The sequence below is a fragment of the Streptomyces sp. NPDC037290 genome, assembly GCF_055603245.1.
Map to the genome: position 1 here is coordinate 22,681 of NZ_JBVJVZ010000028.1, position 13,360 is coordinate 36,040.

Here is a 13,360-nt window from a genome sequence, read left to right on the forward strand (position 1 = left end):
CGCCCTGCGCCACTTCGGACACACCGGCCGCGACAACCGGTACGGCGACTTCGCCGTACCGACCGGCGGCTATCGCTTCGAGCGCCGCCGAACGCCCGACCGTACGGTGCTCCGCACGGCCGACGGCCGAGTGCTGGCCACCTTCACCGACGGCGCGCGCACCGCAGTGCTGACCGGTCCGACCCGTACCTGGCGAGAGCCTCGGACCACCAGCGCCATCGTGCGCGGCGACGCCTGGGCGCGGCTGATGCCGGGGGTTGGAGGCCGGGCCGGCAACAGACATGGTGGTTCCAGGAGTGGTTTCCCAAGGTCCTCGCCGACCGAAGCCCGGACGCCATCAGTCTGGCGTTCGAGTACGGCGACGGGGCACCCGACCGTCGCACGGCATCAGGCTTGCGCTACGCCGGCAATGCCCACTTCGGACCGCAGATTGCCGGCAGATCGCCGTTGTCATTCCATTACCGCGATGAGAAGTCGGACTTCTACGACTACCTCGGCATCCCCTGGACCTTCGCTGACGGCACCCGCAAGGAGCCTGAGAAGGCGCGCTACGGCGACGTGGACTGCTCCGGCTTCATGCGTCTGGGGATACCGCATGGGATACCCCATGCATGCCACCAACACCTCAGGGATCGGGCTGCCCCGCAGGGCCTACTCCATCGCCGGCCGGGCCCCGGGCGTGCTGTTGATCGCGAGCACCGGCCGGCGGCCCGCCGCCATCAGCATGCTGCAGCCCGGAGACCTGCTCTTCTTCTCGATCGACATCGGCAGGCCGCACGGCATCGACCACTGCGGCATGTACCTGGGACCGGACGACGACGGACATCCGCGTTTCTACTCCAGCCGCTCGCAGGCCGACGGACGCATCATGGGCGACCTGGCCGGCCGCGCGACGCTCGACGGCGACGGCTTCTACGCCATGGGGTTGCGCATGGCCCGCCGCCTGTGAACCCGCCGAACCTCATCGCCACCCGCCCGACACCCTGAGAGACCTCCATGGCCACCACCTCCGCCGCCCGGAACTCCGCGGGGCGCCTTCCCCTCACGATCCGTTTGCTGCGCGCCGCGCTTCGCCAACCGGGCTCCCCCTCCTGGGAGTTGCCAGCTCTGCTGATGACCCTTGCCATGGCCGCGGGACTCTACTCGTGGGGCATCGGGCACGCGGGAGTGCACCCCTACTACGGCGCGGCAGTGCGGTCGATGGCGGCGAACTGGCATGCCTTCGTCTTCGGCGGACTGGATCCGAGCGGCTCGATCACCGTGGACAAGGTTCCCGGCGCCCTGTGGCCGCAGGCCCTGTCGATGAGACTCTTCGGGCCCCACGATTGGGCGGCCGCGCTGCCTCAGGCGCTGGAGGGCACAGTGGCGGTCTGGGCGTTGCACAGGATTGTGCGTGCCTGGGCAGGCCCACTGGCCGGGCTGCTCGCCGCGCTGGCACTCACCCTCACCCCGATCACCGTCGCCTTGAACCGGCACACCATCCCGGACACCCTGCTTGTCCTCCTGCTGATCCTCGCGGCGGGATCGCTGCAGAAGGCGATCAGTACCGGGCGGCTGCTGCCCCTGCTCGCCTGCGCGTCATGGGTGGGGCTCGCCTTCCAGGCCAAGATGCTGCAGGCCTGGCTGGTCCTGCCGGTCTTCGCGGCCGTGTATCAACTGGCCGCGCCCGGTTCGCGGCTGGCCCGAACCTGCAGACTGCTGGTCGCCGGAGGCACCGCGCTGACGGTCTCCTGCTCATGGCTGCTGCTGGTCTGGGCGACTCCCTCCTCGAACCGTCCCTACGTCGACGGGACCACCAACAACAACCCCTTCACCCTCGTCTTCGGTTACAACGGGCTGAGCCGGTTCGGGCATGACGCACACGCGCTGGGCGCCGTCGCCGGCACCACGGCCAGCCGCACCCGGGGCAATACCGGCTGGACCATGCTGGTCAACCACAGCGTCGGGCCGCAGATCACCTGGCTCCTGCCGCTCTCCGTCCTGGCGGTGGTCCTCGGTCTGTCGTGGCGCGCGAGGCAGCCACGCACCGACCAGGCGCGTGCGGGGTTCCTCCTCTGGGGCGGCTGGCTGGCCGTGCACATCGTGGTGTTCAGCACCTCCAACGGCAATCATGGCTACTACACGGCCGCACTCGCCCCGGCCTCGGCCGCGCTGACCGGTGCCGGCATGGCCCTCTTCTGGGCCGAACAGCACGCCGGCGGCTCGCGGCGGGCAGCGCTGCCCGCCGCGGTCGGGCTGACCACGCTGTGGGCCGCGGTCATCGACGGTCCGCACAGCGGCTTCGCCCCGTGGCTGCTGCCCGTGGTGCTGATGCTCGGCCTGTGCGCGACCCTGGGGCTGTGGTCCTGTGGGCCGCGCAGCACGCGAAGGGCCATGCACGGCGCGCTGGCGGCCGGCCTGGCGTCGATGTTGCTGGCCCCGGCTGTCTGGGCCACTTCATGCCTGGACCCACGGTACGCCGGTGCCTCGACGTCACCGCTGGCGGGACCGGTCGGCCCCGGCTATCTCGACATGAGCCGTCACCGGCACACCACGCCTCAGCGCTACGCCTTGAACAACCCATCCGCGCGGGACACGGCGCTGCTGAACTACCTCATCGCGCACCGTTCCGGGCAGAAGTACCTGCTCGCCGCCCAAGCCGCCTATGGCGCCGAACCCCTGCTGCGTGCCACCCCCGAACCCGTCCTGGTGATGGGAGGCTTCACAGGCCTGACGCCCTTCCCTACCGCCCAGCAGCTGTCAACGCTGACCTCCACCCGCCGGCTCCGCTACGCCCTGCTCACCACACGGCGTCCGCCGACACCGGCCACGGTCTGGGTGAAGAGACACTGCGCTCGCATTCCGCCGAAAGCCTACGATCGCACCTCGGACGGAAGCTTCACCCTCTACGACTGCGCCCCGAAGCACTGAGAACCTTCCCACACACGGATGTGGCGCCCCGTCTCACAGGCACCGAGTTCGGATCCGGACATTCGCGTACCGGGATCCGGTTACAGAACCCTTGCACCACCGCGAGATCGCCCACTTCCAATTCCGGCAGGAACGTCGAGCTGCACCTCACCACGCGGGTGATCCGGCGGTTTGAAGAGCACCTCTCGCAAGCAACCGCCATCCAGTCGGTCCCGGGGTCGCCATGGCTGACTTTGCACATCGATGTCGCGACAGACGTCGACCTGCTGACCACTCTGGTCAGCCTCGCCCTACAGGCGCATCAGACATGGCCGGTTCCCCGTGATGGCCTTCCGTCCGCGTGCAATGGCCACACCATCCCGGACGCGGTACCTCAACCGCCTCGGCGCAGACGGAGACGCGCCCCATGCTGGTGGCACGGTGACTGACAGGTTCGGGCGCGGTCTTGGACGCGGAACGCCCGTGGCCGGGACGCGTCCGCGGCGGATCATTCCGTCACACGGTGGGCCCGCCGCTACGAGGCAAGCGACGGGCCCAACGAGGTTCCGACAGCGAGGGGGCATCCCGCCGCCAGAGGTCCAGGGGACCGGGACGGCGCAGCTTCCACCTGACCATTGCCGTTCGGTTCCTCTCAACCTGCATATAAGAGTGAAAGCATCGCTGATTATGACGGACCCAGTCTCACGCCGCGACACCCGCACCGATGGAAGGTCGGCCATCCGGGTGCCGTTCGCTTTCTCGGCGCGCACGCCATGACAGTCGCCCGATAGTCTTATGGTGTGATCATGAATTGCCTTCAGGCGTGCCGATTGAAACGGCCAACTGTCGTCCGTGGGACAGCGGCTCGTCGAAGGCCGATCGGGGGCCTTCGATCCATTGCCGTACAACCTTGATTCGGTTTGGTGCCACAGAGGTAACTCGATGAATCTGACGACGCTCAGGCGGGAAGTATCGCTGGCTTCCTTAGGGCTGGCACTTTGTCTAGCGCTCGCTCCGGCCGCATCGGCTTCACCCATAAAGGTGTTCACACCCGAAGCTCACTCGGAGCGCTCTCATGCCCGAGCTCTGCCGCCCTTCGGTAATGATTCCACAACCCCCTTTGCCGCGGGTAAGAGGGTGCTTTCAGTGGGCGACTCCTGGGCCGTCCACATGGAGGCCGGTATGCGGGCGGCATCCCCGGGGACGGTCGTGTACGGGGCGGGACACTATGGTTGCGGAATCCTTCTGCCCGTCGATCCTCCGACTCCACTCTGCAACCAATGGCCCACTTTGTGGCCGCAGTTGATGGACGAGTTCCACCCTGACGCAGTATTCATGATGGTCGCGCAGTGGGACACCATGCCGCAGCGAACAGATCCGAACGCTCCGCCTCGCGACCTGAGTGATCCCGCTCTCCAGCAACGGTTCGCACAAAATCTGGACCGTGCGCTGGACATTCTCACGGTACGGAACACGCCGGTCTACCTCATGAATTCGATGCGCGTGTACGAAGGCGGCTTCGGTCAGGAGATGAACAAACTTCTTGAGGACGCCGCCCTCCGCCACGCGAATGTACACATCCTCGATGTCCGCGATCAGCTGTGCGAAGCCGGCAACTGCCCGACATCGATCGACGGCACCACGGTGTACGACGTGACCTGGCACACCACACCTGCAGCAGAGAAGCGGATCGGTGCCTGGATTCTCAACGAGATGTTCCAGCCCGGCGCTCATCAGTGAGCATGATCCACGTGACCCCCTCCATTATGTTTCGTGATCGAGAGGTACCGACATGACACCCAAGTCTCTTGCCGTGGCCGCCATGGTTGGCTTGGCCGCCCTCTTGCCCACCGGTGCCCAGGCTGCCACCGGCGGTTTCTACTGGAGTCCGGACGGCAGCGGGATCCAGTCCGCTTCCTTGCACAATCCGCAATCCGGTCGTTGCTACGCCCTGCGGGGAAGCCAGTCCCCCTTCTACGCGATCAACAACACGAACCGCACGGTGCACTACTACCGTTCCGCCGACTGCTCCGGCCGCAGTGGTTCCATCACCCCGGGCATGTCCGGGAATGTCACCCGGTACGTGAAGTTCGGCTGACCCGCCAACCTGCGCCACGCTGGACGAAGGGTTTGAACGGAGGCGCGGCGGACGCTGCGCGGGGCCGTTGCCGGCCACAGCACTTCGATGGGCTCTCACACGGTGCTGGTTACGGCGCGGTCGCAGGCGCGTCCATGGACCATCCACGTCTCCTCTCGATGAGCGTGTCGCTGCCCTCGAAGGGTCTAGCCCCCGGTGGATCGCTGATCACCGGGGGCTGCCCGGTTCAGGGTGGGCTCTTGACCCGCAGCCCTGCGAGGCGGCAGGAAACGTCGAGGTCGAAGACCCCTTGGAGGGGGGCGGCCGCGGTAAGGGAGGTGCGAGGCCGGGGACGGCACGGGTCTTCAGATTCGGGTGAGGATCAGGGGCGCTTGCGGATAGTCCTCGCCAAGTACGCAAACCACCTGCGTCAGATGTTCATGGCAGGCATACCACGGTTCGCCCGGAAGTCCGTCAGGCGCGGGCCGGATACGCCAGAACGCCTCGGCGTCGCATGGTTCTCGGTCTGGCTGGGAGATGGAGGCTTCCCATGCGAAGCGCACTCCGTAGCAGCTAGGCATGGTGACCGCCTAAGCGGATCGGTGGATACGCCCACCAGAAGAAGCGCCAGCGGGGTGTGCAGGCCCTGGGCATGATCGTCACCTTTCGTCATGCTATTAGTTGGTTTGTTTATATTTAAGGGAATCCTGCGGATGATCAGGGGCAAGAGTCAACGTTGTCCTTGCGCCGTCGCCGCCCGGGAGGTTCTTCCGGCGGGATTTCACAGGCCCCTCGGCTGGACCGCCTGAGGAGCACCCATGCGATGCCGGTGCCACGTTGGCGCCCTTCCCTACCACTGAGGAGCGCTTCCATGAGCTTGATCAACGGTCTGCCCGTTCATGTCCTGCTGGTGCATGTGGTCGTCGTGTGGGTTCCTCTCACCGCGCTGGCCCTGGTCGCGGCAGCGCTGTGGCCGCGCGCCGCCCGGCGGCTGGGCCCACTGTTACCGCTGCTGGCCCTCGTCGCCCTGGTCAGCGTGCCGTTGACCACGCAGGCCGGCGAGTGGTTGGAGAAGCACGTTGACGACGACGCCCTGGTCCGTCGGCACACCGAACTGGGTGACGGCCTGCTGCCGTGGGTTGTGGGGCTGTTCGTACTGGCGGCGGTCGTGTGGTGGGCGCAGCGACGTGCCGGCGCACAGCCTGATCAAGACGCAGAACTGCGCTGGTCCGCTCTGCCCGTACGGGTCGTCATGGGAGTCCTGTCCCTGGCGGTTGCCGTGGGGGCGGTGGTGGACGTCTACCGGATCGGTGATTCCGGGGCGCAGGCCGCCTGGCACGACGCATTCTCGAAGACGGCGACGGGGACGAAGGACGACTCCTGATCCCGTGGATCGTCGATGGGCAGGAGGGCGGCCGGCTTCCCCGCGCTGGATCCGCACAGGCAAAAAGCTGATCGAAGTTGGGGGCGTAACGTTTTTGCCGCTCTGGTCGTTCTCCTCACGAGATCCTCTACAGACTGGCTTCCTCACCTGATGTAGGGGGCTCGGCTGCTTGACTGCACAGTCGAGGAGTCTGTCTGGATTCATGTCCGCTGTCACAGGCGGCCCGCACCCACCCTCCCTGGGCGCGGGCCGTCGGCAGGCGGACGGGACTCTCAACGTTGCCGCGGAGACTGCGGCTCCGGCGGAGATGGCCGTTTCGGCCCGCTGGTCCGAGCCGCTGATGCGCCGGCAGTGATCGGTAAATTCGTCGACGATGGTCCTCTCCCTTGGGCGGTGTCGAGCCAGGGGACGATATGAACGTGCGATAGCGCGCATAGATGGCTCATCCGGGTGATCCAGAAGCCGTCAACTTTCGAGGAGTCAAAACGAAATGAATCATCTCCTCAGGTAATGCCGTGAACGAAAGGCAGGCCATGCTCGTGCACGCTCTCAGGAAACGCGATCCGAAGAAGACGTCCCCGAGGTGGGCTGCCCCGAACAAGAGCGTTCTGAGGGCGATGGTCAAACCGGCCGTCGTGGCCGGTACAGCCTTGACGCTGGTCATGGCGTTGGCCGCCCTCATCAACAGGCTCTACGGCCGGATGACGGACCAGGCCGGCGTCGACGGCGACGTCAATGCCGAGAACCTGCAGGGCGGTGTGACCTACGTCGACAGCCAGAGCATCTACAAGAGCATCAAGTTCGAGTGACGCGCAAGGACTGGGACGTCGCGCTGTACGACTCGGCGGCCGGATGCCGCGGCTACTCACGGCGAGGCGGGAAAGCGCGGTTCTACGACGGGCCCTAGCGCGAGACAGTCATCGCCCATTCTCGGGCGATCGTTTCCTTTGCCTTCCGCAGCTGGGCGTCCGCCGGGAACTGCGGCGTTCCCTCCACCGTCGGCAGCCGTGAGGCAGCGGACTCGTCGAGGGTGCGGTCGTTCTTCATGGCGTCCATGAGCACTGGGCGGGCGTAGGCGCCCAGTCGCAGGTTCTGGCCCTCCGGGCTGAAGAGGTATTCCTGCCAAAGACGGGCAGCCGCCGGGTGCGGGGCGTTCTTGTTGATCGCCAACGCGTAGTACTGGGCGAAGCTCCCTGCGAAGGGGATCCCGACCTGCCAGTTCACCCCCCTGTCGCGCAGTTCATCGGCGTAGCCGAGGTTGACGTAGTCCCAGTTGATACTGATGGGCGTCCGGCCTGCCTCGATCGTTGCCGACGTGGCGGGGATCGGGCTGAAGTTTCCGGTCTTCTTGAGTTTGGTGAAGATATCGATACCGGGCTGGATGTCGTCGAACGATCCGCCGTTCGCCAGTGCCGCCGCATAGACGCTGGCGAAGGCGGTTCCCGACCGGGTCGGGTTTCCCTCAAGCGCGACCTTGCCCCTGTAGCCGGGCTTCAGCAGATCGGCGAAGGTCTTCGGGCAGGACTTGACCCGGTGGGCGTCGCAGCCGATGGAGATGTAGCCCCCATAGTTGTTGTACCAACGGGCCTTGGAGTCCTTCTGACTGCCAGGGATGGAGTCGTACGCCGCGACTCTGTACGGAGCGAGCAGGTCCTGTGCCACGGCTGCGCGCGCGAACGTATCGCCCACGTCGATCACGTCGGGGGCAGTTGACCCGTTCCCGTGCTTTCTCAGGGCGTCGATCTCGTCCTCGCTGTGGCCCTGCGGATCGTCGTCGACGACCTTGATGCCGTACTTCTTCTCGAAACTTCCCATCAGAGCACCGTAGTTGGCCCAGTCGAATGGCAGAGCGACCGCACTGAGCGTGCCTTCCTGTTTCGCTGCGGCGATCAGCGCGTCCATGCCGCCCGCGCTCTTGGCGGAGGTGGCCACCGACGGATCTTCAGGCCCGCCGTTCGGGGTGGTGTCGCAAGCGCTCAGGCTCAGTGCCACGAGCGCCAAGCAGCCTGAGACAGCCGCTGCTCGGAGGCGGGGAGTGATCACTTGCGTCTCCACATGAGGAAGAACGAGGGGGCAGAACAAGCCACCCCTTACGGGTCGTCAGGTCCGGGAGTGTACGGCCGGTGACGCCGGGCTGCGTCGCACCGAGACCGAGTCGCGATCCGCTGTTGCCGTAGAACGGATCACGGCCACCGTGCCGTGGGGCGTGACGCTTCAGAACGCCTCGTCGTCCCATTGGTCGAAAAGGAGTTCGCCGAGCCCTTCCATGGTGGGTGTGGCGCCACTGTGGAGGGACTGTTCGGCCCAGATGGCTTTGCCGGTGGTCGTGTAGCGGGTGCCCCAGTGTTCGGCGAACTGCGCGACCAGGAAGAGGCCACGGCCGCCCTCGTCGGTGACGTGCGCGCGGCGCAGCCGGGGGGAGGTGCTGCTGCCGTCGGAGACTTCCAGAATCAGTGTGCCCGCGGGGGAGTCGCTGATCGGCTCGGTCCGGAGCAGCCGGACGCCAATGGGATCGGTGCCGTAGCGGACGGCGTTGGTGATCAGCTCGCTGAGGATGAGTTCGGCGGTGAAGACGACCTGCTCCAGGCCCCACTCCGTCAGCTGGTGAGCGCAGGCGCTGCGCACCGGGGCCACAGCCGCCGGGTCGCGGGGCACGTCCCACTCGGCGACCTGCGCAGCGCCCAGCCGGCGGGTGCGGGCCACCAACAGCGCGACGTCATCCCTGGGCCGCTCTGGCAGCATGGCTGCCATCACCGCCTCGCAGGTGGCCTCCGGCGTGCGAGCAGGGGCCGTCAGCGCGTCGCGCAGTGCCTCCAGGCCGACGTCCAGGTCGCGGTCGCGGTCCTCGATCAGCCCGTCACTGAAGAGCACTATTCCGGACCCCTCCGGCACGGTCAGCTCGGCGCACTCGACGGGCAGGCCGGCACCCAGGCCCAATGGCGGGGAGACAGGCACCTCGGGGAAGTCCACTGCCCCGTCGGGCTGGACCACGGCCGGTCCCGGATGGCCCGCGGTGGCGAGGACCAGCCGCCCGGAGGTCGGGTCGTATACGGCGTACAGACAAGTGGCTCCGGTGACCATGGCATGCCCCTCCTCCTCTCCCGCGTCCGCCTCCTCGGCGTCGATCTGGGCCACCAGCTCGTCCAGCCGGCTCAACAGCTCCTCCGGGGACATGTCCAGGCTCGCCAAGTTGAGAACGGCGGTGCGCAGCCGGCCCATGGTCGCCGCCGCGTGCAGACCGTGGCCGACCACATCACCGACCACCATGGCCACGCGTGTGCCGGACAGCCGGATGACGTCGAACCAGTCCCCACCCACCCCGGCTTGGGCCGGCAGATAGCGGTAAGCAACGTCGAGGGCGGACTGCTCGGGCAGCTCCCGCGGCAGCAGGCTCTTCTGAAGCGTCACGGCCATGGCGTGTTCGCGGGTGTAGCGGCGGGCGTTGTCGATGCACACCGCGGCCCTGGCCGCCAGTTCCTCGGCGAAGGACACGTCCTCGCCCTGGAACGAGGCGGAGCTGTCGGATCGCCAGAACTCCACCATTCCCAACAGCACACCGCGAGCCCGCAGCGGGACCACGAGCAGGTGGCGGATGCCGTGGTCGAGGACCCGCTGGGCATGCTCGCGTTCTGCCCACCAGCCGTCGGAAGTGGACGTGCTCAGTTCCCGCACATGGGCCGACCTGCCACTCGTCATCGCCGCGGAGACGGGGTGGTCGGGGCCGAAGCGGATCAGTTCGCCGACGGGATGGAGGAGATGGGCGGCGTCCCGGCCGGCAACCGCGGTTCGGCGCATCTCGGCGATCCCGGCGGGCGTATGGGAGGACTCTTCGCCATGGAGGACCGGGTCCAGCAGTTCGACCGTGACGATGTCGGCGAAACGCGGCACGGCCACCTCCGCCAGCTCCTCGGCGGTGCGGGTCACATCGAGCGTGGTACCGATCCGCAGCCCGGCGTCGTACAGCAGATTGAGCCGCTCGCGGGCCGCCTCGGCCCGGCCGGAGAGAGCCTGCAGTTCGGTGGTGTCCCGCAGGGTCACCACGCTGCCGGCCGGTCCGTGAGGCGCGGTGAGCCGCTTGTTGACCGCGAGCAGCCGGTCGGCCGCCAGACACACCTCGTCGGTGGCGAGGCGGTCGGAGGCCAGTAGATCGGCGAGGTCTTCCTCCAGTCCCAGATCGGTGATGAAGCGCCGCTCCGCGTCGGCCGGTAGATCAAGCAGCCGCCGCGCCTCGTCATTGGCCAGCATCAGCTGGCCGTCATCGCCGAGGATCAGTACTCCTTCCCGTACGGCGTGCAGGACCGCGTCGTGGTGCTCGTACATCCGGGTCATCTCGGCCGGCCCCAAGCCATGGGTCTGGTGCCGTAACCAGCGGCTCACCAGGCCCGACCCGCTTGCGGCGATGATGAGTGCCGCGGCGGCACCGCCGAACAGGACCGGCAGCTGCCGGTTGACCATGTACTGCACCTTCTCGACCGTGACGGGGACGGAGACGATGGCGACGACCGAGCCGTCCGCCGCCCGGACGGGGACTGCCGAGATCACGGAGAGCCCCAGTGGGCCCTCGAAGGTTTTGGTGAACGGCTTGCCGGTCGCAGCCTCTGCGTAGGGCCCGATCACACGTTTCCCGATCTGATGCGGGTCGCTGTGGGTGAGCGTGATGCCGTCAAGCCGGTACACGATGACCGCGTCGACGCCCGCTGCCTTCCGGGCCGCTTCGGCGTGCGGCTGCAGCACCTCGGACGGATTCGGGCTGTTCAGTGCCGCCGCGGTCCCTGGGGAGTTCGCGAACGTCTGCGCGGTGATGAGTGTCCGGTTCCGGGCATTCGCCATACTGTCGCGTCGATCCTGTGCGACGAGAGCCACCAGCGTCGCGGCGACGAGCAGCAGCACCACCTCCAATTGCAGGAGGAGCACCTGGCCGGCGAGGCTACGCACACTCAGCAGCGAGTAGAGCCGCTGCCGCAGCTGCCGGGGCTCTTCCCTGCGACCAGGTGCGCTGGGCTGCTCTCGCCCAGGGTGCCCTTGTTCCGAGCGGGAGTCCAGGCCGGGCTCAGATGTCCTCCCGGGCACATCGGACGTGTTATGTCCGTGACGACCTAAAAATCCTCTCATATCACCTTTCTATCTTTTTAGGTCGATGTTCACGAAAGGATCAGGAGGATGGGCCCGGACTCGGCGCCAGGTGCCGCACGCTCCACGGCCGGAGAGCGAACCGGGATGCAGTCCGTTCCGGCGGAGCCAGGTGGAGACCGTGCGGGCGGGCTCGAGTCCTGGGATGTGTCGGGCGCGGCCGCCGCTGTACGTCGGTGGCGTCCGCGTCCGCTGGTGCTACCGGAGCCAGGGGCACCCGCACTCCCTCGTGGTCGGGGCGCGCCGAGTGCTGCAGGACGCGAGCTGTTCCCGTTGTGAAGCACGCTTACCGAAAGGAACGCCGGCCCGCCGCACCTCCGCCAAGAAGCCGTCGGGCCGGCGTCAACAAATAGCCCGCCAGTCGCTTTTGAAAGTAATTCAACTCTGGGCGCCTGTTCGGTTATTGGCCTGCAGGAGGAAAGGCGGGCGCCGTGCCAGGGGAGAGAAATACCCTGTCAGGTGACAAGGTACCCGAATGGCCGGGAATTCAGTAAGCTTGTTAGTCGATTCGTAACCTGGTCCGCGCCATTTCTCCATGAATACATGAGGGTGCGCGGTCTGCTTCGGCGGCTTCCGTGGAATCCGCGGACCAATATGCCCCGAGAGGAAGAGTGTCATGCCTCGCCATGCGCGAATGATCTCGCGACCGGTCTCGGGGGAGTGGTTTATGCTTCCGGTACCAGGGTGGCGGCTTAATGTTCAGCGGCAAGAAACCCCGGCCCGGTTTACCTTTGGACACCCCCAGAACCGTGACCTCGACACGGTGGTGAAGGCGCGGCCGGGTACGTTCCATGGAGAGGGGTAAGTCGGAACTCAGGAAAAGGTTCGCACATGATTCCAGAGCCCAGGTCCGTCGGCGGTCCGGGACTCGGGCGTCTGCGCCAGGATCGTAACAAAGCTGCCTAACCCCACCTCGGTACGGATTAACCCCTGTGCCTTCAGATGGGCGAGTACCTTCTGCGCGGTGCTCGCGGCCACTTCGAACTCGGTGCTGATCTCCACCACTGAAGGGACCCGGGTCCCGACCGGGTATGTGCCGTCTTCCATGCGGCTCACCACGATGGCGGCGATCTGCCTCCACAGGGGCCGGGTCCGGTCGAGATCCACGCTCACACAGCTGACCGTAGACACCCGCGGTACCCTGCGCGACCGCAGTACAGTGCAGTAGACCGCGGTAGACCGTTCAAGATGCCGCGGCCGGCAGCTGCGAAGGCGGCCGGCGATCACAGCGTCGGCGTGACCAACCCACGGAATTCAGCGGACGACGAACAGGCTGCCCCGACTCAGTTTCTCCGGGGGAGCGGCAGGCAGCCATGTTGTGGGCCTGTCCTGCGCGCACGCGGGCGGCGGCGCCGGTGGTTCCGTGCCTGTGCAGGGGACGGCGAGGATGTGCGGGTCGGCAGGCATACCACCGGAGCGGGATGACGGCCGTGCCGCGCCCCATCGATCGCATCTTCATTGCGGCGCAACTCTGAGGCCCCCGACGGAAGTTGGGGGTTCCATGCGAAAGAAGTCCAGCCCCGTCGAGGGCGCTGGGAAGATCCTGTACCGGGCCGTCTCCGATGTCGAGCGGCACCCCGACCTGGTCTGCGGTTCACCTGCGGTGACCTGAGGAAGATTCGCTTTCATACGTACAAGCTCGCGCACGGCCGGATCGCACTGCGCAATCGTGCGGCCCGCCGACATGCGGCCAGCGACTTTCCGGCACGCTGGGGGGCAACGACGTCACCTCGGCCGACGACCGCCGCAGGCTGCTCGCAAATCGAGCAGCCGTCAGTCCATGCCCCGCGCCGGATCACACTCTCGAAAAGATCGCCTGGAAGGGTGATGTCACCTGCCGTGTCCGGCGGTGCGAGCGGGACCGTGGGGGAGCTGATCCG

The 13,360-nt window shown here is 66.9% G+C and carries 9 protein-coding genes; 6 read left to right on the forward strand and 3 right to left on the reverse strand.

Features of this window, described 5'->3' with window-relative positions; genetic code table 11:
* The first annotated feature begins 595 nt into the window (after window positions 1–595).
* The 6 genes from ACZ7HQ_RS40025 (at window position 596) to ACZ7HQ_RS40050 (ending at window position 7,159) form a co-directional block, all read left to right on the forward strand.
* On the forward strand, window positions 596–949 hold the full coding sequence (locus ACZ7HQ_RS40025) for an NlpC/P60 family protein (protein WP_471000962.1): 354 nt from the start codon (window positions 596–598) through the stop codon (window positions 947–949).
* A gap of 47 nt (window positions 950–996) precedes the next feature.
* Window positions 997–2,910: an ArnT family glycosyltransferase gene (locus ACZ7HQ_RS40030; RefSeq protein WP_471000965.1), complete on the forward strand. Its 1,914-nt coding sequence runs from the start codon at window positions 997–999 to the stop codon at window positions 2,908–2,910.
* Between the two features lie 921 nt (window positions 2,911–3,831).
* Entirely contained in the window at window positions 3,832–4,629 is a 798-nt protein-coding gene (locus tag ACZ7HQ_RS40035; RefSeq protein WP_471000968.1) for an SGNH hydrolase domain-containing protein, read from the forward strand.
* Between the two features lie 52 nt (window positions 4,630–4,681).
* Entirely contained in the window at window positions 4,682–4,987 is a 306-nt protein-coding gene (locus ACZ7HQ_RS40040) for a hypothetical protein (protein WP_471000972.1), read from the forward strand.
* An 850-nt stretch (window positions 4,988–5,837) separates the two neighbouring features.
* On the forward strand, window positions 5,838–6,350 hold the full coding sequence (locus tag ACZ7HQ_RS40045; protein ID WP_471000974.1) for a DUF2231 domain-containing protein: 513 nt from the start codon (window positions 5,838–5,840) through the stop codon (window positions 6,348–6,350).
* Between the two features lie 515 nt (window positions 6,351–6,865).
* Window positions 6,866–7,159 (forward strand): hypothetical protein, encoded by a 294-nt coding sequence (locus tag ACZ7HQ_RS40050; protein ID WP_471000977.1) that lies wholly within the window; start codon window positions 6,866–6,868, stop codon window positions 7,157–7,159.
* 94 nt (window positions 7,160–7,253) lie between these two features.
* Here ACZ7HQ_RS40050 and ACZ7HQ_RS40055 read toward each other — a convergent pair whose 3' ends face one another.
* The 3 genes from ACZ7HQ_RS40055 to ACZ7HQ_RS40065 form a co-directional block, all read right to left on the reverse strand.
* Complete coding sequence (locus ACZ7HQ_RS40055; protein WP_471000981.1) at window positions 7,254–8,342, reverse strand: ABC transporter substrate-binding protein; 1,089 nt, start codon at window positions 8,340–8,342, stop codon at window positions 7,254–7,256.
* A gap of 222 nt (window positions 8,343–8,564) precedes the next feature.
* The gene (locus ACZ7HQ_RS40060; RefSeq protein WP_471000984.1) at window positions 8,565–11,285 is read right to left on the reverse strand and encodes a SpoIIE family protein phosphatase; all 2,721 of its coding nucleotides are present in this window, start codon (window positions 11,283–11,285) and stop codon (window positions 8,565–8,567) included.
* A gap of 1,008 nt (window positions 11,286–12,293) precedes the next feature.
* Window positions 12,294–12,593, reverse strand: a complete 300-nt coding sequence (locus tag ACZ7HQ_RS40065) for a GntR family transcriptional regulator (RefSeq protein WP_471000987.1) — start codon at window positions 12,591–12,593, stop codon at window positions 12,294–12,296.
* Window positions 12,594–13,360 lie beyond the last annotated feature (767 nt).